Raw genomic sequence first — 26,975 nt, forward strand, 5'->3', positions numbered from 1 at the left:
GACCGAGGCGACCGAGGCGACCGAGGCGACCGAGGCGACCGAGGCGACCGAGCGCAACGACCGGGCGGCCGACCGGGCAACCGCCCCCGGACGGCCGCCGCCCTCTTCGCTGCCCTGGACCGGGTCGACAGCGTGCCCGGTTCCGATCCGACCGCGATGTTGCGCGAGCACCTGACCACTGGTGGCACCCCTGATCTGAACCGGGATCTGCGCGAGGAGGACCGGGACCGGGCCAGAGGGATCCGCCGCGCCCTGCGCCCACCGCGGCGGCAGATCGTCGCCACCGGCGACGCACAGCTCTCCTGGGAGAGCGAGACGTCCCGGCGGGCCCTCGCTCTCGCCCTTGAGCACGGCGTGGCGCTGCTGGCTCCCGACGTACCGGTCGCCGACCGGCTCGTGTTGAACGACTCGGTGCGTCGCTGTACTCGGCGATGCCCCGAGGGAATGGCCGTGGCCATCCTGACCTCGACGGTCTACCGATCCGATGGCGGCCAGCGAGCCAAGTCCGAACTCCTCCTGATCAGCCTCGGTGGCGAGCCCGGCGAACCGGTCGCCGCGGACGGCGAGCGACCGGTGAACGAGGAGACGACGCGATGACGCATCCGATTCCCGTCCCGGTCTGCCTCGACGTGCGTGAATATCGCGAGCCGCTCCGCGACGCGGACGCCTACCTGGAGCTCTGGCGGGGACTCGAACCGCTTCTTGTACAGGTGGATCCGCGCGAACACCGGCCCCTGCGCCTGGAACTCGGGAATCGCGGCGTCCTGACGCTCCAACTGCTCGACCCGGTCGGCAACCCGGACATCTTCGACGCGGACACCCGGTTCGCCATCCGAGGAATCCTCGAAGTCCCGCGGATCCGGTACGCGTGCGGGCCCTGTGCCGCCCAGGGTGTCACCGGTTACGGCCCATTCCAGTGCCACGCCTGCAACGAGGACAGGAGCACCGGCACCCGAACCCGGCTGTGTGACCGGCACGTGGTGATCCTCGACGGCACCTTCCGGACCGTGTGCCCCGAACACGCACCCGCCTGCCCGGCGTGCGACAGCCCCGGCGTGTTCTGGTGCGACGGCGCCCTCTGCCGAAACAAGCGGGCGTGGTGTGCGAACCACCGCACCGCGCATCCAGGTGACGCGAGAACGTCCTACTGTCCGGACTGCTTCAGCGACCGGTTTCCGACCTGTGTGGCACCGCGCTGCGGACAGACCGGCTACCTCCGGTGCGAGCACGTCTCCCGCTCGGACGGCACCTGTCCGCACCGTATCTGCGCGGCGCATGCCGGACGCTGGCAGATCTACGGCCCCCACAAACGCGGGCCGGCCCTGTGCCCGGCCCATCTCGACGGCTTGCGCAGACTGTCGCGCGACGAGCTCGTCTTTCAGATCGTGGCCGCCACCGCCGCACGCCGACGCAGCGCATCCCGTTCGACCGGACCGGCCCTGCTCCCCCGACTGTCCGTGGTCCGCCACATCCTGATCCATGTCCGCGACGAAGCCCTCGACATGGGCATCATCGACGACCTGTTCAACGGGCTCCGGGCGAGGCTGACCGACGATCGGCGCGACGCGACGATGATCGCGCTGCTGGACGCGCACGCCACCGTACGCAGGCAGGATCTCACCGCTTTCCAGGACGATCAGAACCAGGGGCGTCGCCACTACGGCGCGTTGCTCGGCCTGCTGATCGCCGACGGCAAGGCGCAACTCGCCGACCGTCTGGCCTTCTCGGATTTCCGGCCCAAGGCGAACACCCTCTACGTCCGGGTCCCACAAGACGTGACGGGGCTGTTCATCGGGCGCGGCGGATCCGGCATCCGCGACCTCGGTGCCCGGCTGGGCATCACTGTGAAGGTGGAGAAGCGATGAACGTCCACGTGCGCTCCGGCCCCGACACGCGACTGGTGATCGTAGGGGGCGACGGCCTGGTCTCGGACAACCGCGTCGGCGTCTCCGCCGTCGAGTCGCCCGCCGAGTGCGCCGGCCTGCTCTTCCCCGCCGCTTCGGATCTGGAGCGGAGCCGGGCCGTGCGAGTGGTTCCGCTGCCCGAGGTACCGCGGGGAGTGGTGGTGGTCCATGAGGACCTGGCCCGCGCCGCCTCGCTGTCCGGTGCCCCTGGGGAGGACTGGTTGCTGCGCGCCGAACCCGCCGTCGTCGCCGCGTCCGTCGTGCTGGAGTCCGGCGCCGAGACCCTCCCGGACGCGTGCGTGCGGCAGCTCCAGGGATCCTCGGCACTGGACGGCCAGGTCTTCCGGCACGAACCCGGGGCACGGTCGGCCACCACGTGGCTGCACGCGGACGGCGTCCCGTACCGGGTCCGGAGCGTCACCGACGGCTCCGGGAATCCGTTGACCGGGCTCCTGCGCATCGGCGTCACCACGACGCTGCACTTGTTCCTACCGGGCAACCGAACCGGCATCGACGTGGTGATCCTCGCCGACTGCAGTGGCTCGATGTCCTGGAACGATGTCCTGGACAGCAGCGATGTCGGCCGATTCGGCAGCCGCTCGGATGCTTACGTGACCCGGATGGACGCGCTCAAGCGCGCGCTGCGCGAGATGGCCGACGTCCGTCTGTCCACCGGTGGACGACCCACTCGGCTGGCGCTCGTACGCTTCACGAAGGGGTCCGTCCCAGTCTTTCCGCGCACAGGCGGCATGGCCGAGGTCGGCGACGAGGCCACCATCGAGGAATTCCGCGCCGCGGTGGGTCTACTCAAGCCGGAAGACGCGGGGACCGACATCGGCCAGGCGCTGCATCACGCGTCGGAACTCCTACACCGGTACGGCACACCGCACAACGAGCGCCTGGTGGTACTCGTCAGCGACGGCGCCGACTGGGCGGAGAAGGGGGTCGACGCCACCGGTGAGATGCTCGCCGCCACCGCCGATCCGGTGTCGCTGGTGGAGGAGCTGAGTGGCTCTCTCGGTATCCGGTTGCACGCGGTCGGGGTCAGTGACGAGGCCACCTTCTGGCCCTGGTGGGAACGACACCACCGGCGCGACAGGGGCGAACCACACGTCAGCATCGTCCCCAACCACGGGCTGCTACGCCGCTTGGTCGCGGTGGGAGGAGGAGATCCCACCCGCATCGGCGGCACCGACGTGCTGCGGGAGTACTTCGGCGAACTGGGCGCGGGTGTCACCCAGACCGTCGGTCATCCACGCGCCGGCCGACTGCCCGGGCCGCAGTCCGAGATCGCCGAAGCCATCCGGGAAACCGCCGGCAGCGAAACGGACATCAGGCGAGTGGACCTCGCCGAGCGAATCAGCCTGTTGTACTCGTCGTGCGTGGAGGCCTCCCGCCGCCGCATCGGTCGGCCCATCTACCGGCAGACCAACGACATCCGGGCATTGCACCGCGTGCGCCTACCGGTCCGGAGCCGATCAGCCTTCGCAGCCTGGGTGCTCGATGTGCACAAGGTCTTCCACGAGCAGCAGGAAAGCGCGCTCAACTCCCCTCCGGAAACCTGCAGCTACCCGATCCCGGGCATCGCCGAGATCATCTGGGACGGGCGCCTCGGCCGTATCCACACCATGCGCCTGGAGACGGCACACGACAAGGTCGGCCGGAACAACGACAACAAGGCGGAGCAGCACCAGCGGGCCATCGGTGAGATCTACCTCGCGCTCACCGGCCGCTACCACCTGGCCGACGACGACGCCATGGGTTGGACTCGCCTGCAACTCGGCCTCATGGAGGAGCTCGCCGGGATGCTCGGCGATATCTACGACGTGCTGAACGCCAAGTCCGCACCCACCGCGGCGGACAATGACGGAGAGCAGGAGGGCGGGGGCTTCGTCCCGTCGGACAACGGAAGCATCCGGATCCAGGGTTTTTGACCCGCGCCTGGAAGTCCTTCATGCAGGCGCCCGGGACCGGCCCGGACGCGGTGGCCGTCACCGTGATCCTTTCGCCAACCAGGCGGAAGAGGTCTTTTTCTGGCGGGTGACGGAACCCGGAAAACGGTATCCGATTCCACTGATCGTCGAGGCGCGGACAGGCACTGAACGGGTGACGATCCGAATCATTGGGCTTGGTACGCGGTATGCGTGGGGTGCGCCTCGCGGCGAGAGATGCCTGGCGCCGGACGACCCCTGGAGGATGCCGTGGAGCCACGCCCGGCACGTCTGTCTGCGCTGATGCGCGTCGCGATGCGCGCAGAACACGACACAACCCGCCAGTCGCCGTTCATGGCCAACCTCCTCGCGGGCCGGCTGGGGACAGAGGCGTTCACCGCATTGTCGCGACAGCTCTGGTTTGTCTACCGCGAGCTGGAAGTCGCTGCCACGGCGCTGGCTGATCATCCGCTGCTGCGGCCCCTGCTGGACCCGGCGTTGTCGCGGATCCCCGCGCTGGAGCGCGACCTGGCCCACCTTGACGGGCCCTCCTGGCGGCCGGCCCTGGTCCCGAGCCGGGCGACCCGCGTCTACTGCGATCGGGTCCGCGAGGTCGCACGGACCTGGCCAGGGGGATACGTAGCCCACCATTACACCCGCTACATGGGCGACCTCGCCGGCGGCCAGATCGTCCGCGACATCGCCGCCACGGCCTGGGGCCACGTCCACGAGGGCGCCCTGTTCTACCACTTCGACCAGGTAGCCGATCCTCCCGCCTACCGCCGCCGTTACCGGGACGTCCTGGACACGCTGCCGCTGGGCGATGACGAGCGGCAGCGGATCGCCCGCGAGGTCACCCACGCCTTCCATCTCAACAAGGCGATGTTCCGCGACCTGGCCACAGCCCACACCCCCACCGGGCCCGGCCGCCCGCCACAGGTTCGGATCTTCCTAGGCCAAGCCTGCGGCCTCGTCCCGCAGGTGATCCCGTAAAGGGACGCGAGCCCGGACACCCGGAAGTGTCCGTGAGCCCGGGTCGTGAGGACGGTGACCCGCGCCGTCGGCGGCCTCACATGGAATTCGACCGCGGGGGCAACTTTACCGGCGGCTGAAAGTGTTTGCTCGCCCGCGCTCGCCGGAGCGGTCTCACCTTTTGCCTTGTTGCGGCCGTCTTGGGCAACTGATGTTCGAGGGTCTCTGCATCCCGGTGACCGCACAGAGGGCAACCTCTCAAGGCTGCCGCGGCCTTCAGCTTGTCGTACTCGTCCTTTCCTGGATTTCCCTTGCGGGACATGCGCTGCGTGTAGTTCTTCGTCAGCCCGGCTCTGTCAGACCTGTCGGTGGGCTTGATCTTGAGGTCAACCAGCGCATAGAGGGCAACCGCCATGGCCACGGTTTCGAACCGGTCAGCGGCGTGGTGATGTCCAGCCGAGTACCGGGGTGACCCGGACTCCGTCGTCCGTGGCGGTCGCGAAACGGACTGCGCCGATCCCGCGCAGAGCACCGTCAGCGATGCCAGGGCCGAGCCCCACTCCGTATGTGCCGCCCGCGTAGCCTTGCCACGACCAGCCGAAAGGGCATTCGAGAATGTCGGCGCCGTGCACGATGCTTCGGGGAGGACGACGCGACGTGTCATCGTTCATTGAGGCGCCCATGAGGGCGTCCGTCCAGCGCTCGGCGATAGCGGCCGTCCAAGTGCTGGCACTCGCTGTCTGGTTCTCCATGTCGGCGGTGGTCCCCAGCCTGCGCACCAGCTGGGGCATCGGCTCCACTGCCGCCGTGTGGCTGACGGCGTCGGTCCAGCTCGGATTCGTTGTCGGTGCCGTCGCGTCGACCGTCCTCGGTCTCGCCGACCGCTACGCCCCCCAGCGTCTGCTCGCCGTTGCGGCGGCAACGGCAGCGGCCTGCACCGTCCTGCTGGCTCTCTTCGTCCACGGGCTGCCGGCTGCCGTCCCGCTGCGCTTCGCCACCGGAGTGTGCCTGGCAGGTGTGTATCCGGTGGGCATGAAACTCATGGCCTCCTGGGCGACCAGCGCCAGGCGCGGTACGGCCATGGGCATCCTCATCGCGGCTCTCACCCTCGGCTCCACGCTGCCGCATCTCATCACCGGGCTCGGCTCACTGCCCTGGCGAGGGGTCCTCCTCGCGGCCGCGGCGGCAGGGCTCCTAGGGTCGGCGCTCGCACTGACCGTGGTACGTGCGGGTCCGCACGTCAAGGCGACCTCTCCGACGGGAAACCCCCGCTACGCGCTGATCATGTTCACCCAGCGCGGCCCTCGCCTCGCCAACCTCGGCTACTTCGGTCACATGTGGGAGCTCTACGCCCTGTGGACCTGGCTGCCGACCTTTCTCCTGGCCACCGACGCCGCTCACAGCCTTCCCGGCTCGGTCGAGATCACCGTTTTCGTGACGATGGGGCTCGGCGGGGTGGCCGGCTGCCTCCTCGGAGGCTGGTTCGCCGACCGCTTCGGCAGGCCCGCCGCGGCTCGAGCCGCGCTCCTCGCCAGTGGGCTGTGCTGCCTGCTCTCACCTTTCCTCTTCCACGCCTCGGCCGCAGTCGTGGTGGCGTTCTGTGTGGTGTGGGGGGCGGCTGTGATCGCGGATTCGGGTGTGTTCTCGACCTCGCTCAGCGAAGCGGCCGATCCCCGCTACGTCGGTACCGCCCTGACCGCCCAGACTGCGATCGGCTTCGGCCTCACTGTCGTGACCATCCAACTCGTCCCCGCCATCGCCGGAGCCGTCGGCTGGCACTACGCCTTCCTTCTCCTCGCCCCAGGACCTCTGATCGGCGCTCTCGCCATGAACGCACTGGCCAGGCCCCGGCCCTCGCAGGCACTCGCGTAGCCCCCGTGCCGCTTTCAAGGCACCCGATCCCCGTGAGCTGCCGCCGCCCTTCCCGACAGGACCGTGCGGTGCCCCGATCAATCGCCAACGGGGGGACGCGGTGCGCGACGCTCCCTCCGGCTTCGAACAGGCGCCCCCGATGGTCGCGTGTCCGCGCGGCCTGCCTCGGGGAGGACGGCCTCATGTCCACTCCGCAGCGAAGCGCACTATGCGTCTTCCCCCCTTGATCATGGACACCTGGAGAATGGGATCTTGAGGTTCCACGTCTTGGAGCCGCTTTTCAGGCCCGGACGTGGGAGCCGTCGACCGCCGCCCGGGAGAAGTCCAGGGCGTTCGCGGCGCGGAGCTTGGCGAGGAGAACCTCGTGCAGCCGAGGAGAACCTCGTGCAGCCGGTGCCACACACCGGCCTCGGTCCACTCGGCCGGGCGGTACCAACAGGTCATGCCCGAGCCGAAGCCGAGTTCCTGCGGCAGGTGTTCCAAGGAGAGCCCTGTACACAGTACGAACACGATGCCCTGAACACCGGTCGGTCCGGATGCCGCTGCGCCCGGATGACGTGCCCTGCATTCCACCTTGGGCAGCAGCGGTTCGATCGCCGCCCACCACTCGTCATCGACGTCCCACAGCTTCGGCCGAACCATCCCGCACCCCCGGATCAACGTTCACAAAGTGATCCAACCACCTTGAAGATCATTTCGTTGGGAGTTCTTGGCGGCCAGGTTCTCGCCGCGGTTTCAGAGTCGACCAGCCACGGCCCGTAACTTGCCAGCACCTCAAGCGCAGAGTCGTAGCGGATCGCTCGGCTGACTCAGTGAGCACAGCTCGATACGCGCCGCGACGGGTTACGTCGGGCTCGACACCTACGATGTCCTGCGCCAGCAGGTCGTCTCGCACCACCTACCACCATATGCACGACGTCTTGTCAGCGCTCCGGACCAGACCGTCCGGCTCGGATACCTGCCCGAGGGTCCAGGCGACGCCCGGTGGAGGGTCGTCAGGAAGTTTTCTGTGCACGGTAGAACACACGTAACGATCACGCCGGCCGACCCGGCGCGGCTACCGGGGCACCCCGCCGCAGCCGTCCTGCATGCGTCACTCACTCCTGAACTCATAGGGCCGGCTGCAGCCCTTCGAAGCGCACCGTCCAGCGTTGGTCTGCTGGAAAGCCCGGCGCATGCCGGTCGGGTGCGCCGTCCCAGCCGGCTGCCATGAACGCGATGGCGTACAGCAACGCGGCGTTGCTCGGGAAGTACGGGAACGGTCCGCCGGTTGCCAGGCCCGCGTCGTCGAACTGGAAACCCGCGGCCGGGTGCAGCAGGAAGTCCACGGCGTCGTCGGAGCGTCCGAGCCGCGCGGCGCACATGGCGAGCATCGGGAAGTCCCATCCCCAGGTCCGGTCGAACTGCCAGCCGGTGAAGACCTTCTCGGCCGTGCGGGCCATCGTGGGGACGTCGACGCCGTCGCCCGGCAGCCAGCCGTACGGGCCGATCAGGGCCGGGTGCTCGTTGTTCCACTGTGTCCACATGTTCTGGACGCCTTCATGCAGGACGTACGTGCCGTCCTGCACCGGCAGCGGCGCGAGCCCGTCGTGGACCCGCTGCCACCCCGGGTCGCCGTGCAGGCCGAGACGTTCACGCCACTGCTGCGCGACCCGCAGGCCGAAGCGCCAGTAGGCGAGCTCGAACGTCGGGTTCTGCGTGGTCTTCGGGTCGGTGTTCTCCGAGACGATGTACATGGGCGGGCCGAGGATGTAGCGGCACGTGACCTCGTCCCAGAAGGCCCAGGAGGAGAGGAAGTCGGCGGTGTCAAAGACGATGTCGCGCCACTTCTGCAACGTGCTCTCGTCGGGATGCGCCCGGTAGTTCATCTCGGCCAGGAAGATCGGGTGCGGCTGTTGCCACACCAGCAGGGCGTGGATGGCGTGTGGTGACTCGCGCCCGTCGGCCGTCGTGCACTTCGGCCAGCGCGCTCCGCGGAAGCCCTGGGACTCCGCGCGTTCGCGCGCCGACCGGTGGAAGCGTTCATAGACGTCCAGGCTGCGGTCGAGCATCGGCCAGCGGTTCCACAGCGCCCAGTGCGCACCGTGCCACCAGTACATCTCCATGTGGAACTTGCCGTTCCAGCCGTTGTTGACGAGCCCGGATTCCTGCGGTGGCAGCGAGCCCGCCTCGTTCGCGCGCATCAGGTACTGGGAGAGCACGACACGCCGCTCCAGTTCCGTCCAGCGCGGGTCGGTGCTCGCGGAGAGGTCGATCGCTCCGCCGGAGAGCCAGTACTGCCGCCAAGCCCGCGTGCTCGCCGCGAAGGTCGCGCTCGGCGTCGGCCCCGACCCGGACGGCGTGGGCGCGAACGTGCAGGTGAACCGCAGCCGATCGGCGTGGCGGTCGCCGGCGAGACGGTAGCGATGCCGGTTGGCCGCTGCCCCGATCGACAGGTTCTGGTCGTCCGGGACGACGATGTCGTGGTCCTGGCCCGCGTAGGTGTAACCGAGAACCAGGCGCTTGGCCAGGCCGGGCGCCGGGTCGCCGAGGTTCAGGTAGTTGACAAGGAGGATGAGCGAATTGTCCGTGACCAGTTGTGCGAGCTTGCCGGTGACGTCGGCCCAATGACCGTCGGTTCCGTACTGCGCAGTGCGGATGACGAGTTCTCCGGCGGTAGAGTCCAGTCCGGTGAACACCCCGTGGCCTTCCCAGGCGAGCGCGGCGTGGTACTCGGTGGAGTCCAGGCGGTGTGTGATGTCGGCGTGGTTGTGCCCGCGTGTCGCCGCCGTCGTCTCGTGGGCGTCGGGGGCACCGTAGGTGCCGACATACGCGGCGAACTCCTGCTTGTCGGGGTAGGGGAAGTCGAGGAAGACCGCCAACCGCTCGGCAGCGACGAGCGGCGAGTCGATTTCCACAGCGACCGTGTCGTGATCGGGGTGGCAGCAGGTGCGGACGTGCACTGGTTCACCGGCGATCTCGAACCGGCTGTCGACGACGCCGGTCCACAGGTCGAGTTCCTGGTGGATTCCCGTGATATCGCCGGCGACGGCGGCGCGGCCGTCGGGCATGGCCAGCTCCAGACCGATACGTCCGAGGTTGATGCGAGCCGGGCTGGCGTAGAGCCACGACGACAGGTCCGGCTGGTCCGGATTCGGGATGGGGTAGTCGACGGGGCGGCCGTGCGTGTCCCAGGTTTGGCCGCGGAAGTCCGACGGCTCCTGGCCGGGCGGCAGCGGAAAGCTGTGCCATCCCCAGTCGGACATGGTGTTGAAGGGGACGAACGTCTGCAGCCCGGTGACGTCGACACCGAATGCGAACCCGCCATTGCCGACCTGCAGCGGGCTCTGCGTGTCGAGTTTCCCGCGCACGACTCGATGGCGGGCCACGACGGATTGCCGATCGATCGGACGCACCGACGTGGCATCGGCCGGTGTTCGAGCCGCGGCGGCGGGCTCCGAAGTGACGCCGACCATCGCCGCGGCCGCCGAGCCGGACAGGAACGTTCTACGAGTGACCATACGATGCTTCCTGACTGAGAGATGGAATGGCCACCCTTCTCGGCCATGTGGGCGAGGTAGCGGCGGCTGTCTCCGCACTCATCACGGGACCTGACGCGACATCAATGGATGGGCGGAATGCCCCCGGTCCGCACACCACGCACTCGGCAAGAGACTGGTCGGCCAGTCAGCCGACCAGTGCCCGTCGTGCTCCTTCACCGGCATCGAACAGTGGACAGCGCACGTAGATGATGATGCCGTTGATTCGATTCAAACTGTGCGACAGGCTAAGCCAGTTGTCTCGATTCAGGCAATGCGCAGTACACAAGTCGTCTGTGCCGTCCCTCGGCGTGAAACCTCACCCGGCCACGTCTGACGCCATTGAACGTTTCAATCTCTCCTTCGCTCCGATGGGGCGGACGGTCCGGGCGTCTACCTGTCCGGCGAGGTTGAGGTTGTGCGGACGGGCGACGCCGAGCATGGCGTGGTGGACACCATCGCCTTTGAGTCGGCAGTCGCGGAGGATCTTCCAGGTCTCCATAGGTCGTGTGCGGTGAAACGATTCCGGTGCAGTCTGTTTACAGGCTTCGTTCCGACCGGTAAGCAATCACCAGTACTGCGCGAAGTCGTCCGGTGTTGTTGATAGTTGGTCGGTTCCGATACGGAGGACTGGATGAGACGGCGAAACCTGCGTAGCGGCCCCATGGCGCTGATGGTTGCGGCAGTCAGCGCCGCACTGGCCCTGGCTTTGGCCAACCCGGCGAGCGCATTGCCTGATAACGTTGTCGGTTCACATTCCGGCCCCGCGGCCACGTCATGGACCGTGCAGCGTGGCGGGCCCACCGCAGTCGTCACCCTCGACCGGACCGACGGCTCGCTCGACTTCTCCGTCCGGCGGAACGGACGGACGGTCCTCGAACCCGCGCCCGTCGGTGTGGTCACCGATCAGGCGGATCTGACCTCGCACCTGCACCTGCTGCACCGCAGCAGCCGGGCGGTCGACGAGAAGTACACGACGACCGTCGGCAAGCAGCTCCGGCGGTCCGTCCACATGAACGAGTCGCGGTTCGCCTTCGAGGGGAAGGACGGTGCACGCCTCGATCTGGTGGTCCGGGCCGCCGACGACGGGGTGGCATACCGCTATGCGCTACCTGGCAAGGACGGCATGACCGTCGAGCACGAGGACTCCGCCTTCCAGCTCCCGGCCTCCTCGCCGGCGTGGCTCAGCGCCTACTCCGCCCCTCACGAACAGCCTTACGACCGGACCACCGCGGCCTCCGCGGGCAGCGGCGAGTACGGCTACCCGGCGCTCTTCCAGGTGGGCGACCAGAACGTCGTACTCGCCGAGTCGGACCTCGACGGCCGGTACTCCGGCAGCCGTCTCGTACACGAACAGGGCACCGGACGCTACGAGGTGGCGCTTGCCGACAAGGAGGTCCACTCGGACGGACCACTCACCACCCCGTGGCGCGCCGCCGTCATCGGCGATCTCGCGACCGTCACCGAGTCCACCCTCATCGACGACCTGGCGCCGCCGTCCCGGATTCGCGACACCTCCTGGATCAAACCCGGGAAGGTCGCCTGGTCATGGCTGGCCGGTTTCAACGAGGCTCAGCGCAGCCTGGAGACGCAGGAGAAGTTCGTGGACTACGCCGCGGCGCACGGGTGGCAGTACGCCCTCGTCGACGACGGCTGGAAGACCACGGACTGGATGCCGCAGCTCATGGACTACGCGAAACGGCGCGGAGTGAAGATCCTGCTGTGGATGGCCTGGACGGACCTCGACACCGCCGCCAAGCGTGACGCGCAACTGAACAAGGTCAAGGAGTGGGGCGCCGCCGGCCTCAAGATCGACTTCATGGACTCCGACACCCGTGAGCGTTATCAGTGGTACGACGAAATACTCAAAGCCACAGCCGAGCGCAAACTCCTCGTCGACTTCCACGGCTCCACGATCCCGAACGGCATCCAGCGCACCTGGCCGCAGGTGATGTCGATGGAGGCGGTGCACGGGGCCGAGCAGGGCGACGTCCGGGCCGACAACATCGCGACGCTGCCGTTCACCCGTAACGTCGTCGGGTCGATGGACTTCACCCCGATGGGTTTCCAGTTCGGTCAGCGCAACACATCCGATGCGGCGGAACTGGCCCTGTCCGTCATATTCGAGTCGGGTCTGCAGAACTTCGCGGGCAGCATCGAGGAGTACCGAGCCCGTCCCGAACTGGCCCGCTTCCTGGAGCAGGTGCCGACGGTCTGGGACGAGACGAAGCTACTGAAGGGCAGCGCGCCCGGTCGGAGCGCCGGCTTCGCACGCCGCAGTGGCGCCCGATGGTTCCTGGGTGAGATGGCCGCAGGTGCGGCTCGTACCCACCGGGTGCCGCTGGACTTCCTGAGCGGCGGGAAGTGGCGCGTCGATGTGGTCCGCGACGGCTCGGACGGTCTGGTCCGGGAGAGCCGCCTGCTCACTCGCCACGACACCCTGAAGGTGCCGGGTGTCGAGAACGGTGGATTCGCCGCGATCGTCTGCCGTGCTGTGCCCGGCCGGGCCGGTTGCGACGAGCCCGTACGCCATGTCCCCTCGGGCACGCTGACGGTGGACCCGCGGCAGATCGCGGCGGATCCGGGCACGGAGGTGCAGCTCGACGGCAGCTTCGCGATCGACGAGTTCGGTCCGGTCACCGATGTCACGCTCAGCACGAAGGCCCCGGAGGGCTGGAGCGTCGAGGGGCCGGGGGCGACCGCGGCCGAGCTGGCCACCGGTCAGCCGCTGACCGCGGACTGGCGGATCACCGTGCCGGAGCAGCCCGCCTACGGCTGGACGGAAATTCCGGTCACCGTCACCTATCGGAACCCGGCCACGGGCGCAACAGCCCCGAAACTGAGTCTGCAGAGGCAAGCCCGTGTCTTCGTGTCGCCGCCCGGCATCGACTACGTCAGCAATCTCCCCTTCACGGCGGAGAGCAACGGCTGGGGCCCGGTCGAGCGGGACACGTCCAACGGCGAGTCGGCCAAGGGCGACGGGGGCCCGCTGCGTATCGGCGACCGGACCTACGACAAGGGGCTCGGCGCGCACACGCCCTCCGAGGTGACGGTCGACCTGGGCGGTACCTATGACCGTTTCAGCGCCGACGTCGGCATCGACGAGGAGAAGCCGGACAAGGGTTCCGTGGTCTTCGAAGTCATCGGCGACGGGAAGGTACTGGGCACGAGCGAGGTCATGGGGCCGAATGACGCCGCCCATGCCTTCGACATCGACGTCACCGGCGTGCGGCAGCTGACCCTGCGCGTGACGGACGGCGGCGACGGTAACGACTCGGACCACGCGGACTGGGCCGACGCACGGCTGCACATCGCCGCCGGCACCGCCCGCCGGTAACCGGTCGGGTCCGGGTGAGGTGCCCCGATGTTTCCGGACAGGGACCCAATAGGTTTGCCCTGAACAGGAAACGAGGATGAAGTGGCGCCACCGAGCAAGTACTCGCCGGGCTTCCGCGAGGAAGCCGTCCAGATCGCGCTCCGGTCCAGCCGGTGATGTGACCACCGACCGATGAGGCAGCGGTAAGCACCTCCTCGCCTTGACGCTCCGGGGAGGAGCCGGCCAACTTCCTGCGGGAAAGCCTGCGGACGCCCAGCAGACACCTTCCACAACCGTCGTAGGGTCGTTCGAACACATCCAGATCCGTACCGCGCACAGCTTCTCCGTTTCGCGCACGCGGAGTACGGAGATTTGGCGGCCGCTCCCAGGACGATCTTGATCAACCCAGGAAGCTCAGGCGGACCTGGCGATCCGTGTTGTCGACGTTCGTGTCCGCCAACCTCCGCTAAGGCAACCGTCAAGATACCCACCCAGCCCCACGAGTCAGCAGGGTCGGTCCAGATGATCGTGAAGTACAAGGAGACAGCGCGCGACGGGCTCGCCGTGAACATCATCGAGTGCTGAGAAACAGCCGCTGATCAGGTGTTTCCCGTCTTTCAGCTCTGTCACGGGCCTTCCCGCTCGCACGGCGGATCGTCCCTGAAAAGTCCCTCCGACAGAGCTGAAAGTCCCTGAAAAGTCCCTGCCAGTTGGATCCTCTGGGGTAGCACCGACGCCGACGAACCACACGAACCGACTCGTACGTGGACGGTCCTCGGCTTGTGGTCGTAGCACAGCAGACTCAGGCCCACGCATTACAAGACCGTGGGCATTCGTGTTGTGTTGTGCCCGGCCATGCCGTCTGGTGCTGTTCTGCCTGATTCGAGCGCATACAACTGGTTGGCTTGTAGTGCCGCGTGTTACGTGGTCCACCGAAGGCGTCCGGCCACCGGTCGGCCACCGGAGGCGTCATAAAGACCTCCACCGAGGGGTTTGTCGGTCTTGAACAGAACCACTGCGCACTGTCCTGTTGTCTCGTTGAGGAATTCGGCCAGTGACGGAGTCCAGAGGGACCTACGAACGGCAAGGCTTCATCGCGCACGAGGCGCGGTGAAGCGCGAGCGACCCATCCCGAACTCATGCACGCGCGACCCGGGCCTCCGCACGTCCGTCGCCCCAATGAGAAAACTGCCCCCACGGCCGGACCGGAACCTGCCCAACACACAGAAAGACCGCGCCAGTTCGGATCGTTCTCGCACTGAAGCAGCGGCTTGGACGACCATGCCTTACGCGGCGGCCAGCCTGGGGCGCCGTTCAAGGCGGCGGTCATGTAGTTCTTGAAGAGTTCCGAGGGATCAATTCTCCGCAGATCTCGGCCTGGTCACCCGTCATGTATCCCTCCAGGAACGTCCGGCCGCTGACCTCGGGGTTGCCGTCACGTCGGTACATATCGATGGCGGTCGGCATCTGCAGCGCGTACCGGACGAACAAAACTATCTTGCCCTGCCCGGCACCAGGCATTCATCATGGCCCGACCCTGACATGAGTGACGACGGCGCGACGGCTCGAATCACAGGAGTTCCTCCGTAGCGAAATCGCCAATTGCAACATCCCATCGAATACCAAACCCCGGCTGGGCCCTTGAGCCGGAACGGAGCGGATTCGTCCAGGTGCAAGCCCCGTGGCAGTAGTCCCATACGCTCGTCCGCATGCCCGAACAGCCCGCGCACATGAGCCGCGCCGGCCTCCCCTGCGGCTCGGAAGGCCCATGAGTCGTGCACGTTTGTCTCACTCCTTGACCGGGGTGTTGCCGTTCATGGCGAAGCGGGCGGAGCACTGCTCGTCGGATCGGTCGTTGGCGTTCCAGACGCAGATATACATCGTGTGGCCGACGTCCGAGACGAAACTCGTTTTCGTGGCGCCCACGGAGGCCTGGAACGTGTACGCGATGCCGTCGTTGCGGTACAGCTCGGCGCCGCAGCTCTGGCCCAGGGAGGTGTTGAGGACGCCTGCCAGCTCCCCGGAGCCGTTGTCGTCCAGCCAGGCGGAGCAGGCGGCGTCGTTGCCGACCCAGGATGTGTCCGCCTCGGAGCCCTTGACCTGCTGCGGGTCGTCGCCTCCGTTGACACCGCTGATCGACGACGAGGTGACGCGGGTGGCGGCTGCCGAAGACGCGGCGGTCGTGACGGGGCCGGAGGGCGAACGCGTGCTGGACGCGCTCGCCGGGACGGTCGTGTCCGTACCGGCCGGGGCCACCGGGGCCGGGTGCCCGGACTGCGAGGTGGGCGAGTCCGAACGGCTCGGGCTCGCGGAGGACGTCCGTGTCGCCCCGGCCACGGGCTCGACGCTGACCGACGCGCTGTCGGACGGATGCGCGGCGCCGTTGTGCCGGGAGCCGAACGGGACGTTCACGAACGCTGCGCCGGCGCCGAGGACGATCACTGCGGTGGTCGCGAGCAGGAGCGGGCGTTTGCGCGGGCGGCGAGGTAACGCGGCGGACGGGGGCGCGGTCTCAGGCGTCGGATCCGCATCCCGGTCCGGCGGCGGGACGGTCTCCAGCTTGCCGACCGGCGTCGCGGCGAAGGCACGTCGCGAGGCGATGCGTGTCATGACCTCGGACGGCCAGGAGGGAGGAGGAACAGGCAGGTGTGCGCGGGCCGCCTCCGCCACCTCGCCGGCGGTGGGGCGGGCTCCGGGGCCGGTCGCGAGACAGGGCCCGATGACGGCGGCCAGGTCGGCGTCCACGGCACGCAGCGGCTCGACGTCGGGGACGACACCGGGCGTGCGGCCCGAAGCCCCGTAGAGCACGAGCGCCCCGAGCGAGTAGACGTCCGCGGGCGCGTCCACGTCCTCGTCCCCGGCCTGCTGTTCCGGTGCCGAGAATCCCTGCGTGCCGTAGCTGCCACCGCTCTTGGTGAGCCTCGCCTGGTCCGCGGCGCGCGCGATGCCGAAGTCGATCAGCTTCACGCCGTCCCGCACCAGCATGACGTTGCCGGGCTTGACGTCGCGGTGCACGACCCCGAACTCGTGCACGACCGACAGGTGAGTGGCCGTCTCGGCCAGCAGCAGCCACAGCGCCTCGACGGGCAGCGGGCCGCGCAGCCGGACCGCCTCGTCCACGGTGAGGCCGGGCACGTACTCGGTGGCGAACCAGGGACGTTCGGCGGTGCCGTCGCTCGCCAGCACCCGCGGCCCGACCCCGGCCGGCACACGGTAGAGGATGCCGACCTCACGTTCGAAGCGCTCGCTGGAGACCAGCCGTGGCCGGACACGCTTGACGGCGGCATAGCCCTTGTCGGACGCCCCGAGGTAGACCTCGCCCATGCCGCCGACGCCGAGCAGACCGATGATGTTGAAGCTGCCGATCTCCTGCGGATCGTCCGCGCCGAGCAGTTCGGCGATCGTGCTATCCATCATCAGCAGTTCCCCGACCGCTCGCGTTCACGGGCGGGCAGGCTATCGAGCAAGTCACGGCGAGGCAAAACGAGTTGGCGTCGCGCGCGCCCTCCCCGGCGCGCCTCTGGGGGAGGACCGGTCCTCGCGGTGCGCTCATACACTGACGCGAGCCGAGCCGGAGGTGTGCGATATGGCATACGGAAACTTCCCACCCCAGATGCTGCCGCCGGGCAGTCCCTCCGACAGAGTGCCCTCGGCGCCGCCGGGGACGATCTTCCTACTGGGTCCGGAGGGCGGGTACGCCGTGCCGCCTCGCCGGTACACGCTGCTGTTCGGGCGCGACCGCGAGGACGTGCATGTGCCGGTCGGCGTCGGCGACCCGACCGTCAGCCGTCGGCACGGCGTGTTCACCTGCACGGCCACGGACGGCGACTGGTGGCTGGTCAACACCGGCAATCTGCCGATCGAACTGCCCAACGGCGTGCTGATGCTCACCGGCCACAAGCGGCTCATCGAGTCCGGGTACACCCCGCTGGTGATCAACTCGTCCAAGCGGCGTTCCCACCTGGTGGAGGTCCGCGTCGTGGACGAGGACGACCACAATCCCCGCTCCACGAGCGGTGCGGAGACCGTGGATCCCGAGACGGTCTACGAACTCTCCCCGCAGGAGCGGCTGGTGCTCACCGCGCTCGCCCGGCGCTACCTGGAGGGCCACGACGCCTTCCCGCTCCCGCTGGCCTGGGAGGACACGGCCCGTCTGGTCAACGCCTCCCCCTACGTGACCAAGTCCTGGACCTACAAGTCGGTCGCGAACACGGTCGAGGACGTGCGCGAACGGCTGCACCGCCGGGGCGTGCGCGGACTGCTGCGCGACGAGGTCGGCGAGCCGGTCGGCTCGACACTCAGTGTCAACCTGATCAGGGAACTGCTGAAGACGGCGACGCTGAGTGCTCAGGACCTGGAGCTGCTGGCCGACAAGGACTGAAGGATTGAGCGGAACGCAGAGTACGTGCCCCGGCCGATCGTCGGCCGGGGCACGCGGCGTTTCTCAGCCCTGCGCCGCACGCTCGGCTGCGGCGTTGTACGTGACGTGCATGATGCCGTCTTGGACTGCGAAGGCGGCTGCCTTGTCCTTCGCGGAGCTCTGCTGCTGCGGCGGCTGCGGCTGCTGCGGGTCGGGGTGAGGCGTCGTGTTCGTCACGCGATTGTTGTCGCCTACGACAAAGGTGCCGGAGACGTCCCCGGTGTGGATGTCTCCGTGTGTGGATTCCACGGGCATGGCCTGCCTTTCTTTTGCTGGGTCTCAGGGGAGGTCAGGCGCCGCAGTCGGTCAGCAGGCCTTCCACGGCAGATTGCATCGCCGAGCTCTGACTCGATGTTTCGAGCACGGCGCCTGACACATCGGGTCCGATTGCCTCGTACTGACTCGCCAAGTCCTGAGTGGCGGTCAGCATGTTGTTGAGGTCTGCTTCCACGGAGCTGTCCTGAGCTTCCGATATGGCCTGCTGCAACGTGGACGCGGTGGCGTTCAGGTCGGTGACGACGGTTTTTGCGGAGGAGACCACCGTGCTGCCGTCGGGAACGGTGGACGTCGCGCCCGTGTTGTAGTCGCCCACAGCACTGTTGTACGAGTCGAACGCGGCGTCCACTGCGTCCGCATCGATGTCGTACTGCTGGGCCTCTGACGTCAACTGCGGGAGCACTGTCGCGCACAGGGGATCGACACTGGGCGAGGTGTCGTCGGCGGGCAGGGTGTCGTCGGCGGGTGCGGTGTCGTCGCTCAGGCTCGACGTGATGACGGGGCTCGGCACGACGACTGAAGACGAAGTCGGTTGATCGTTCGTGGAGACGATGGCACCCACGCCCAGCACGGCCGCGAGGCCGAGCGAGCAGGCGAGGACCAGTCCCGATACTCCGGTCTTGAAACCTGTCGCACCGACGGCGGCCACCCCCGTGTGGCCTGTACTCGCCGTGGTCGTCGTGGTGCTCGCGGCGTGCGTCGACGGGGCGACGGAGGAATGCGCCGCCGAGAGGTCGATCCGTTGGGGTATCGGTGCGGCTGAGTGCGCGCCGGCCGCGTTCACGACGACGTGCGGCTGCGCGGCGGTATGGGACAGGTCGACCACCGGCCTCGCCGCGTGGGCCATCAAGGGCGTGTGCGCGGGAGCCGAAGTGGCGGACGTGGAGACGGTCGGGTGAGTGATGGCCTGCGTGTGGACCGCGCCGTGCGTCGGGGTGACCGGGTGGACCGGCGGTGTGGCGATCGGCGGCGCCGTGGTGGACGCCGCGCCGGCGACCTGGTGGGCCGTCGAATGCGCGTGCGGGGCGGTGAGTTCATGCCACAGCACCTCCGCCTCAAGCGCCAGGGCCGTCGTCTGCGCGGCCCGGCCGATCGCCCTGCGGCGGGTGCGAGCCTCGTTCAGGAAGAACTCCTCACCCTCCGTGTCCCCCGCGCTCCTCGCCGCCGCCCAACCGACTCCGAGCAGGCTGCCCCACGCGTCGAACTGCCGGGACAGCGCCAGCTTCGGCGAGGCGGCACGGGCCAGCGCCGCGCCGAGCCGCGCGTGTCCGCTCCGCTCCGCTCGCAGCACCGCGACGTCCAGGGCCTGGAAGTGCGCCGCGACGTCGTCCGGAGCGGTGTCCTTCGCCTCGACCCACACGGTGAACGCCTGGCAGAGCCGATCGGCGGGGAACTCCGTCTTCCGCGTGTTCAGCACACACTCGGCGACATCCGGCGGACAGGCGTAGCCGGTCTCCGAGGAGACCAGCAGGCCGTGTCGCACCAGACCGTCGGCGAGCGCGCCGCTGTCCGGCAGACGGAGCAGATCATTGAGATGCCGGGCGGCCAACTCGGCGCCGGACAGCGAACCGAGCAGGTACAGCAGGTCGCGCTCCTGCGGCCGGAGCTTGTTCAGCAGCGCGGGAAGCAGTTCGGGAAGATCGGCGATGCCCGGCAGGCCCTTGCCGGTCGCGGCCGCCATGGCGATGCGCCGCAGCCGGAGCGGGTTGCCGTCCACCGCGTCGCGCAGCGCGTCCACGACCGGCACCTCGTCGGGCCGCAACCCGCGGGAGAGCAGCGCCGCCACCAGTTCCGCCGCCGCCGAGGCCGTCAGTCCTGCGAGTTGGATCGCGTGCACCCCGTCGACCGCGGACCGCTGCTGCGAGGTGAAGACGAACGTGGACTGCTCGGCCATGTCGAAGAGCCGGCGCAGGTCCTTCTCGTCGAGCCCCGCGTCGTCCAGGTAGATCCGCAGCCGCAGGGTCTTCAGACGCTCCTTCAGCACCTCCAGCGACGGCTTGTAGTTCGGCGCGTCGAAGCTGATGTCGAATATCGCCTGCGCGATGTCATCGGCCGTACGTCCGCCGGCTTCGACATAGGCCGCGCCATCGTGCCCGGGCGCCATCGTGCACGCGAGGTGGCGCAGCAACGCGCTCTTGCCGACCCCGGGCGCGCCCCAGACCTGCACCAACTGGTGTGTCCCGATCGCCTCTTGCAGGAAGCGCAGGTCCCGCGCCCGTCCGATCAGCGGCTCGACGGCGGACCGCGGCAGATGGGAGATCGGTTGGCGCTTGACCGGATCCGGCAGCGGCCCTGTGTGCAGTTTGAAGGTCGAACCGGACCCAGTGTTGATGGTCAGGTTGTTCACGGTGTTGTGGTGGCCTACGACCATCGTTCCGGACACATCACCGGTCCGGATCCGCTCGACAGCCTCCGGAGCACCGTTGTTCTCTGGCATCTGCTTCCCCCGTCCTCTCCAACGCCCGGGTCGCGGCGCTTGGTCATGCTGGTGCCCGCCCGTCGTGCGAACCCTGCGTTTTTACGTGTTCCGCGAGATCGCCGGCGATCCGGCGGGCCCGGCCGCGACGGCGATCCGGGCGAGGTGATCCAGGTCGAGGATCGTGATCCTGCGGTAGCCGGTCACGACCGCGCCCGACTCCCGCAGTACCCGCAGGGCCTTGTGGATCGACGACTCGGCCGCGCCTACCAGGGTGGCCATCTCCGGCTGTGACAGCGGGAGTTGGGCTTCGTTCCGGCCTGGACGCCCGTAGGTGACGGCCAAGTGGTGCAGGATCCTGGCCAGCCGTCCGAGCACATCGCAACCGGTGAAATCGACGATCCGGCCGGTCGCCGTACGCAGCTTGGCCACCACGCTCGCGCTGAGCGCGAGTCCTATGGTGGGGTGCTGTTCGGTGCACTCCAGCAGTTCGGAACGGAGTACGTAGCGGGCCAGCACCCTTCCACAGGCGGTCACGGTGCCGACGCGCGGCTGGCCGTCGATCCCGGCGAACTCCCCGACCAGGTCCCCGGCCATCCGCACGGCCAGCAGCGCCTCGCGGCCGTCCTGCGCACGCGCGGTGACCTTCACCATGCCGCCGAGCAGGAGCAGCGCGAAGTCCGAGGTGTCGGCCTCGCGGATGGTGATCTGGCCCGCCGGGTAGGCCACGCCGTGGCCGAGTCCCATGAGGATTTCGCGGTCGGCCTCGTCGACCCGGCCGAGCAGCCCGGCCGACGGCCAGTAGGCCACGGCCCCGCGCGCACGTGTGTTGCTCATCGGCCACACCTCTCTTCCTCGTGCAGCCGAAGCGGCACAAGCCGTATTAGTAGCCGTTCTACCCGAGGACCCCTCCTCTACGGTCTCGTCAATCATCTTGTCGACACCGGAAAACCCCGACGCCAGCAGACCGATCGTCGAACTGCCTGCGCCCGTCGTGATCGCGGAGGAACTGTGAATCCGATGTACGAATACCGAGCCCTGCTGGCGTGCGACATCGCGGGCTCCGCGGGCCGCGGCGAGCAGCGGCTGCAAGAGATCCGGAGAGTTCTGCGTTCCGCGCTGTTCGACGCCTTGGGCATGTCCGATCTGGACGCGCGAGACTTCGTGTACGTCGACACCGGCGACGGCTGCCAACTCGTCGCCCCGGCCGCACTGCCCAAGGCCAGACTGCTGTTTCCGCTGCTCCCCGAGCTGGGCTCACGGATCCGCGAGCACAACCAGCACGCCGGCGCGGACACTCGGCTACGGGTGCGGGCCGCGGTGCACGCGGGGGAGATCCGGCTCGATCCGGACGGCACCGTCTCCGGCGCCCCCTTCGAGGCGCTGGCCCGGCTGCTCGACTCGGCCCCTCTGCGGGCCGCGGCGCTGGCCGGTACCAGCGGCACCCCGCTGGCCGCGATCCTTTCGCACCACTTCCACGAGGACACAGTCGGGCACGGCTACGAGGGGCTCGAAGCCGACGCCTTCACCGCGGCCGACGTCCGAGTCAAGAAGTACGCCGCGCGGGCCTGGCTCTGGTACCCGGGCAGCCCCGTCGGGCCACGCGTCGCTTCCGTCCCGGACTCAGGCTCCGGCTCCGGCTCCGGCTCCGGCTCCGGCGAGCAGCCCGCGCAGCCCGAGCCGCGGGCCGTGCGGCAGCTCGTCCAGGCCACGGAAAACGGCACGGTCTTCGCCGTACACCGGGGCGACCAGTACATCCGCCACAACGACCGGGGTGATACGCGCCGATGAACGAGGAACTCGCCGGGCTGGCCGCGAGCGGCGCGACCGCTCTGGTCTCCGCGATGGGCACCGATCTCTGGCAGGAGGCGAGGAGGCTGATGAACCGCGTCCTCGCACGGGCTCGCGGCAGCCGCCGCGACCAACTGTCCGACGCGCTGAACCAGAAGTCGACCACCGCGAGGGGAGCGGTCGACGCCGGGACAGTGGACTACTGGACCGAGGCCCTGTCGCAGATGCTCGACCTGAACCCGGATCTCGCCCAGGACGTCACGGCCCTGGCTTCGCTACGGACACCGGAAAGGCCGGACATCGTGATCCAGCTCAATTCAGCCACCCATTCAGGCGAGGTGTTCGCGGTGCAGCACGGCACCCAGCACTTTGCCTCCGGGCCGAAGTCCCGCGATTCCGGGGAACAGCCGTGAGCCGGGACGACGACCGGCGAGACGGTCTCATGGGCGGACGGTGGCGGGCGGTGCTGTTCGTGGCCGTCGTCATCGGGGCCTTCATCGAGGTCAGCACAGAGCATCGGCGGTACGGCGCGCTGGTGGACGTGTTCGCCCTCGCCGCAGTGGGTGTGGTCGGCGCGGCGGCCGTGCTGGGGTCCGAGGCCGCCGCGACGCTCGCCCGGCAGCGGGACCGGCTCGAACAGGAACCCCAGCCCAACGCGACGGTTCCGGTCTGCCGCTACGTCACCGGACCGGCGGCGCCGCAGCCCCAGCCCCCGAGACCGCGGCCGTTCCTGCGCGAGCGGCCGACCGACCTGAGCGTTCCCCGCTTCGGCGACGGCGCCCGTGCCCAGGGCTATCCCTGGCTGCTGCCGGAGCGCACGGTACAGAACGGGATCGCCGCCGACGAGGCCACGGTCGGTGCCTTCACCATCCGCGCGGCCTCCGTCATCGGACCCGGCCACCGCTGCGGCCAGCCCGCCGAGCCGCGGCAGGACTCTTACCGGATCGGGCGAAGCCGGGACAGCCGGTACGCGATCGTCGCCGTGGCCGACGGCCTGTCCAGCGCGGCTTGGTCCGACGCCGGGGCCACCACGGCCTCCAGCCAGGCCGTCACGCTGCTGCGCGAGCAGATCGAGACCGTTGGCTTCGGCGGGCTCGACGTCAAGGAGCTTTATGGGCGGATCGCGGAATCGGTCGCCGCGCACGCGGCAGGACGCGGCGTAAGCACCTCGCACGTGGCCACCGTGCTGATCACCGCGGTGCTCGCCGAACCGGACGCGAACGGCGTTGCAGAGGTCTGGGTCGCGTGGCTCGGCGACAGTTCGGCCTGGACCCTCGATCCGCGCGTCCCGCTGTGGCGGATCTCCGCAGGCGATGCCAAGGACCGCACGGCCGCAGTGGTCTCGAACGAGGTCGCCGGACAACTGCCGGACACGCCGCAACTGGCCAGGGACCTCTACGTCACACTGGCTCCCGGCACGGCCCTCGCCCTGGTCACGGACGGGATCGGCGACGCGTGGGCGGACCCGGCGGGCAACGTCAACGAGTACTTCGCGAACGCCTGGCGCTCACCAGTGCCGGCCACCCGGTTCACCGCCGACGTCTGCTTCGACGCACCGCAGTGCCTCGACGACCGTACCGCCGTAGTGATGTGGAACGGTGGCCCGGCATGACAGAAACCCCTCTCATGGACGGCGCCGATGACAAGGCCGGCGGCGACGTCCCGGCGGCCGATCCCCGGGGCTGGGCTTTGCCACGGACCGTGAGCATCGGCGATCTCGGCCCCTTGGCCGAGCCGATCTCCGAACACAACGGCCAGGCCGTCGCAGTAAAGCCACTGGCGAACCATCCCGGCTGGCTGGCCAAGCTCTACCGGCCCGACCAGCACCCGGAGGACGCCCACCGGCTCGACCTGCTGATCTCGGCTCCGGACACGCTGCCGGAGGCGGATCGTACGGCCCTGTACGCAGGAACCTGCTGGCCCACGGCCCGGATCCACGGGCCCGGCAACCCGGCCGTCGGCTGTGTGATCCCGATGGCACCCGAGCAGTATCGTGCCGAGCTGCGGCGCGGCGCGTTCAGCGAGCGCCGCTTCGTGGAGATCGACTGGCTGGCGAAGTCCGACGAGTCGATACGGGGCGTCGGACTGCCGACCCCCGGTTTCGCGGGCAGGTTGGCCGCCTGTCGCCGACTCACGGAGCTCGCCGCGATCCTGGAGAGCCTGGGCCTGGTCTACTCGGACTGGTCGTTCTCCAACGCCTTCTGGAGCCCGGATCAGCATTCCGTCTACCTCATCGATGTCGACGGCTGTCAGCCGAAGAAGATGCCGGACATCCACCAGCCGAACTGGGCCGACCCGCTCACACCGCCGGGCACCGACGCGGACGAGTACACCGACCGCTACCGGCTGGGACTGCTCGTCGCCAAATGTCTGACGGGCCAACGTAACGCGCACGCCTTCCACACCGTCGCCGCGTGCCACTGGCAGAACCAGCCCGCCGTCTCCGAAGTACTGCTCGACATGCTGCTCGCGACCGACCGCGAGCGACGGCCCTCGGCCGCGCAGTTGAGCCAAGCGCTGGACGGCGGGCCCTATCTCAGGACCGTGCCACGTCCGACCCGCACGGCGCTGCCACCGTTGCCCGTGCAACTCCCGATCCAGCAGCCCCCCGTGCCGGACCCCGTGCCGACGCCCACCCTGAACAAGCCTGAGCCCGACTCTCACGCCGGCTGGATTCTCGTACTCGTCCTGGCCGTGATCGTGCTGTTCGTCATCGCCTCCAACCACTGACTCAGAGGTGCACCATGCCACTCTGCCTGCCCACCTACGTAGTGATCGACGCGTCCTCGTCGATGAAGGAGCACGAGGCAGTGCTCAACGCGACCCTTGCCCGTCTGCACTACAACCTGGCGACGAATCCCCGCGTCTCGGAGTTCGCCCGAGTCTGCGTGGTCGCCTTCTCCACCGATGTGCACGTGGTGGTCCCGATGTCGGACATGGAGCAGGTGCCGGCCATGCCCGAGGTGATCTGCGGCGGGCGCACGGAGTACGGCAAGACCTTCGACCGGGTGCGGGAGTGCATCCAACAGGATGTGAGCAACCTGAAGGCGCAGCACTTCGAAGTACTGCGGCCGGCGATCTTCTTCCTGACCGACGGCGGACCGACCGACGCACACTGGCAGGAATCCTTCCGCAAGATCGTGGACAGGGACTGGCCGCGCCACCCGCACGTCATCGCCTACGGCTTCGGCGCCGCGAAGCGCGATGTGCTGGAAAAGGTGGCGACCAAGGCGTTGTTCATCGCCGACGGTTCGGACACCGAGTCGGCGCTGAGCGGGGCGATCACTGGTCTGCTCAACACCCTGATCGCCTCGTCGGCGGCCGGTACGATGAACATCCCCACCAACGTCAATGGCTTCACGTACGTCCCCGTCACCGAGGAATTCGTGGACTGATGAGGGACATCGACTCGCGTTCCGCGGCGTCCCGGACACGGCGCGCATCCGTCGGACTGACCGCGCTGGCCGTCGCACTGCTCGTCTGCGGCGCCGCGGTCGAGGCAACGGGCAATCTCCTCGACTCCGCGGCGGATGGGAGCAGTGGCGGCTCGCACCCGGCGACGACTGTGCACCCGACCCCCACCCGCTCCCCCGCCTCCGAGGCACCGTCGCCACGCCGTTCGCCCCCGACCTCACCCACCTATCCGCCCAGGCCGACGGCCACGGCCACGGCCACGGCTAACGGTGGTTCGTCAGACGGGCGTCACTGATCACGTATGAGCACATGGCAACTCAGAGCGGGAGGCGCACGTGGGAATACTGCACGCGATCCGGATGCAGAAGCTCGTCGCAGATGCCAGGCACGCACACGCGCAAGGGGACAACACCTTCAAAGCGTCCATCGACATCGACCCCCGGGGCATGGCCCGCGTCAGGAACCCCATGAAGAAGATCCGCAAGGAGATCGACCTGGTCGTGCGATCCGTCGAAGCCGTCGGCTGGGAGTGCGTGGGCATCGACCAGTTCATGTACTCGATCAATATGGCGTTCGTCCGCGCGAGCTGAAAGGGCTTCCCGGTTGCGGGCGGTGCATGCATGGCGGGATGGTTCGGTGGCGGAGGTCTGGGTGTAGAGACGGTTATGGCACTGGCCGCACAGAGCCACCTCGGTGAGCAGATGTCCGATATTTGGACTTGCGGCCCCGAAACACAGTGTCGCGGGGAACCAGCGCCTTCTTAAGTGCGTCGTGGGTGGCCCTGTCCCACAGGCCCTGACACAGCCGGACAGGGTTTCCCTCCTGGTCGATGACGGGCTTGTTCTTGTGCATCAGATAGCCGAGGGTCGCTTCTGACAGGAGAATATTCTTCAGCTCGTCGGCTGCCACGGACGCCCGCGCCGGCTTGCCGTACATCACGGCCAGATGATCGGCCGGCGACAACTCTCCCGCCCGATTCAGCCGGGCCGCCTCGCTGCTCGGGGTCACCTGCTCCGGGTCGGCAAAAAAAAATAGGGCGGGCAACATTCGTGATCACGGCGGTAGCGTGGGGGTGGAGTTCGATGTGGTCGATCTTTCCTCACCTCACTACCCGGACATATCGAAATCCGTAGGAAGGCTTCCCC

The 26,975-nt window shown here is 68.4% G+C and carries 19 protein-coding genes and 2 pseudogenes; 13 read left to right on the forward strand and 8 right to left on the reverse strand.

What is annotated here, in order from left to right:
- Positions 1–132: 132 nt before the first annotated feature.
- From QR77_RS44850 to QR77_RS03420, 5 genes are all read left to right on the forward strand, one after another.
- Entirely contained in the window at positions 133–597 is a 465-nt protein-coding gene (locus QR77_RS44850) for a hypothetical protein (RefSeq protein WP_040019577.1), read from the forward strand.
- Entirely contained in the window at positions 594–1,865 is a 1,272-nt protein-coding gene (locus tag QR77_RS03405) for a KH domain-containing protein (protein ID WP_040019578.1), read from the forward strand. Before QR77_RS44850 ends, QR77_RS03405 begins: the two co-directional genes overlap by 4 nt.
- Positions 1,862–3,838, forward strand: coding sequence for a vWA domain-containing protein (locus tag QR77_RS03410; protein ID WP_040019579.1), 1,977 nt, complete (start codon positions 1,862–1,864; stop codon positions 3,836–3,838). The genes QR77_RS03405 and QR77_RS03410 overlap by 4 nt, the downstream gene beginning before the upstream one ends.
- Positions 3,839–4,072: 234 nt before the next feature.
- Positions 4,073–4,828 carry a biliverdin-producing heme oxygenase gene (locus QR77_RS03415; RefSeq protein ID WP_078876465.1) on the forward strand — a complete coding sequence of 252 codons (756 nt, stop codon included), beginning with the start codon at positions 4,073–4,075 and terminating at the stop codon, positions 4,826–4,828.
- A gap of 636 nt (positions 4,829–5,464) precedes the next feature.
- On the forward strand, positions 5,465–6,679 hold the full coding sequence (locus tag QR77_RS03420) for an MFS transporter (RefSeq protein WP_236710527.1): 1,215 nt from the start codon (positions 5,465–5,467) through the stop codon (positions 6,677–6,679).
- Between the two features lie 396 nt (positions 6,680–7,075).
- Here the strand turns inward: QR77_RS03420 and QR77_RS48215 are convergent.
- From QR77_RS48215 to QR77_RS44855, 3 genes and pseudogenes are all read right to left on the reverse strand, one after another.
- A pseudogene (locus tag QR77_RS48215) lies at positions 7,076–7,321 on the reverse strand (transposase); the annotation flags it as partial.
- Positions 7,322–7,788: 467 nt separating this feature from the next.
- Entirely contained in the window at positions 7,789–10,257 is a 2,469-nt protein-coding gene (locus QR77_RS03425; protein WP_201778791.1) for a DUF3395 domain-containing protein, read from the reverse strand.
- A 340-nt stretch (positions 10,258–10,597) separates the two neighbouring features.
- Positions 10,598–10,699 (reverse strand): annotated as a pseudogene (locus tag QR77_RS44855) (IS5/IS1182 family transposase); the annotation flags it as partial.
- A 282-nt stretch (positions 10,700–10,981) separates the two neighbouring features.
- Between QR77_RS44855 and QR77_RS03435 the strand changes: the two are divergent.
- On the forward strand, positions 10,982–13,534 hold the full coding sequence (locus QR77_RS03435; protein WP_347359768.1) for a glycoside hydrolase family 97 catalytic domain-containing protein: 2,553 nt from the start codon (positions 10,982–10,984) through the stop codon (positions 13,532–13,534).
- A 1,767-nt stretch (positions 13,535–15,301) separates the two neighbouring features.
- Here QR77_RS03435 and QR77_RS03445 read toward each other — a convergent pair.
- On the reverse strand, positions 15,302–16,930 hold the full coding sequence (locus tag QR77_RS03445) for a serine/threonine-protein kinase (RefSeq protein ID WP_040019585.1): 1,629 nt from the start codon (positions 16,928–16,930) through the stop codon (positions 15,302–15,304).
- 169 nt (positions 16,931–17,099) lie between these two features.
- Here QR77_RS03445 and QR77_RS03450 point away from each other — a divergent pair, with 169 nt between their 5' ends.
- Positions 17,100–17,894: an FHA domain-containing protein gene (locus QR77_RS03450; protein ID WP_236710529.1), complete on the forward strand. Its 795-nt coding sequence runs from the start codon at positions 17,100–17,102 to the stop codon at positions 17,892–17,894.
- 63 nt (positions 17,895–17,957) lie between these two features.
- Here QR77_RS03450 and QR77_RS03455 read toward each other — a convergent pair whose 3' ends face one another.
- From QR77_RS03455 to QR77_RS03465, 3 genes are all read right to left on the reverse strand, one after another.
- A complete protein-coding gene (locus QR77_RS03455; RefSeq protein ID WP_040019588.1) occupies positions 17,958–18,188 on the reverse strand; it encodes a hypothetical protein in 231 nt (76 codons plus the stop codon).
- A gap of 34 nt (positions 18,189–18,222) precedes the next feature.
- A complete protein-coding gene (locus tag QR77_RS03460) occupies positions 18,223–20,646 on the reverse strand; it encodes an ATP-binding protein (RefSeq protein ID WP_040019589.1) in 2,424 nt (807 codons plus the stop codon).
- Between the two features lie 81 nt (positions 20,647–20,727).
- Complete coding sequence (locus tag QR77_RS03465; RefSeq protein ID WP_040019590.1) at positions 20,728–21,462, reverse strand: Crp/Fnr family transcriptional regulator; 735 nt, start codon at positions 21,460–21,462, stop codon at positions 20,728–20,730.
- Between the two features lie 183 nt (positions 21,463–21,645).
- Between QR77_RS03465 and QR77_RS03470 the strand changes: the two genes are divergently transcribed.
- From QR77_RS03470 to QR77_RS03495, 6 genes are all read left to right on the forward strand, one after another.
- Complete coding sequence (locus tag QR77_RS03470) at positions 21,646–22,416, forward strand: hypothetical protein (RefSeq protein ID WP_040019591.1); 771 nt, start codon at positions 21,646–21,648, stop codon at positions 22,414–22,416.
- Positions 22,413–22,829, forward strand: coding sequence for a hypothetical protein (locus QR77_RS03475; protein ID WP_040019592.1), 417 nt, complete (start codon positions 22,413–22,415; stop codon positions 22,827–22,829). The genes QR77_RS03470 and QR77_RS03475 overlap by 4 nt, the downstream gene beginning before the upstream one ends.
- Entirely contained in the window at positions 22,826–24,028 is a 1,203-nt protein-coding gene (locus tag QR77_RS03480; RefSeq protein WP_040019593.1) for a protein phosphatase 2C domain-containing protein, read from the forward strand. Before QR77_RS03475 ends, QR77_RS03480 begins: the two co-directional genes overlap by 4 nt.
- Complete coding sequence (locus tag QR77_RS03485) at positions 24,025–25,146, forward strand: hypothetical protein (RefSeq protein ID WP_150130350.1); 1,122 nt, start codon at positions 24,025–24,027, stop codon at positions 25,144–25,146. The genes QR77_RS03480 and QR77_RS03485 overlap by 4 nt, the downstream gene beginning before the upstream one ends.
- Before the next feature lie 14 nt (positions 25,147–25,160).
- A complete protein-coding gene (locus QR77_RS03490) occupies positions 25,161–25,811 on the forward strand; it encodes a VWA domain-containing protein (protein ID WP_040019595.1) in 651 nt (216 codons plus the stop codon).
- 354 nt (positions 25,812–26,165) lie between these two features.
- Positions 26,166–26,420 (forward strand): hypothetical protein, encoded by a 255-nt coding sequence (locus tag QR77_RS03495; protein WP_040019596.1) that lies wholly within the window; start codon positions 26,166–26,168, stop codon positions 26,418–26,420.
- A gap of 73 nt (positions 26,421–26,493) precedes the next feature.
- Here QR77_RS03495 and QR77_RS03500 read toward each other — a convergent pair whose 3' ends face one another.
- Positions 26,494–26,877, reverse strand: coding sequence for a hypothetical protein (locus tag QR77_RS03500; protein ID WP_040019598.1), 384 nt, complete (start codon positions 26,875–26,877; stop codon positions 26,494–26,496).
- Positions 26,878–26,975 lie beyond the last annotated feature (98 nt).

It is taken from the genome of Streptomyces sp. 150FB (assembly GCF_000818195.1).
In the GTDB taxonomy this organism is placed as follows: Bacteria; Actinomycetota; Actinomycetes; order Streptomycetales; family Streptomycetaceae; genus Streptomyces.

What these genes read in the sequence shown, in the direction of transcription:
- QR77_RS03470 (WP_040019591.1), top strand. Translation starts at nt 21,646, where the DNA reads ATGTACGAATACCGAGCCCTGCTGGCGTGCGACATCGCGGGCTCCGCG.
- QR77_RS03490 (WP_040019595.1), top strand. Translation starts at nt 25,161, where the DNA reads ATGCCACTCTGCCTGCCCACCTACGTAGTGATCGACGCGTCCTCGTCG.
- QR77_RS03475 (WP_040019592.1), top strand. Translation starts at nt 22,413, where the DNA reads ATGAACGAGGAACTCGCCGGGCTGGCCGCGAGCGGCGCGACCGCTCTG.
- QR77_RS03465 (WP_040019590.1), bottom strand. Translation starts at nt 21,462, where the DNA reads ATGAGCAACACACGTGCGCGCGGGGCCGTGGCCTACTGGCCGTCGGCC.
- QR77_RS03460 (WP_040019589.1), bottom strand. Translation starts at nt 20,646, where the DNA reads ATGCCAGAGAACAACGGTGCTCCGGAGGCTGTCGAGCGGATCCGGACC.
- QR77_RS03500 (WP_040019598.1), bottom strand. Translation starts at nt 26,877, where the DNA reads ATGTTGCCCGCCCTATTTTTTTTTGCCGACCCGGAGCAGGTGACCCCG.
- QR77_RS03410 (WP_040019579.1), top strand. Translation starts at nt 1,862, where the DNA reads ATGAACGTCCACGTGCGCTCCGGCCCCGACACGCGACTGGTGATCGTA.
- QR77_RS03485 (WP_150130350.1), top strand. Translation starts at nt 24,025, where the DNA reads ATGACAGAAACCCCTCTCATGGACGGCGCCGATGACAAGGCCGGCGGC.
- QR77_RS03415 (WP_078876465.1), top strand. Translation starts at nt 4,073, where the DNA reads ATGCCTGGCGCCGGACGACCCCTGGAGGATGCCGTGGAGCCACGCCCG.
- QR77_RS03450 (WP_236710529.1), top strand. Translation starts at nt 17,100, where the DNA reads ATGGCATACGGAAACTTCCCACCCCAGATGCTGCCGCCGGGCAGTCCC.
- QR77_RS03455 (WP_040019588.1), bottom strand. Translation starts at nt 18,188, where the DNA reads ATGCCCGTGGAATCCACACACGGAGACATCCACACCGGGGACGTCTCC.
- QR77_RS03445 (WP_040019585.1), bottom strand. Translation starts at nt 16,930, where the DNA reads ATGATGGATAGCACGATCGCCGAACTGCTCGGCGCGGACGATCCGCAG.
- QR77_RS03405 (WP_040019578.1), top strand. Translation starts at nt 594, where the DNA reads ATGACGCATCCGATTCCCGTCCCGGTCTGCCTCGACGTGCGTGAATAT.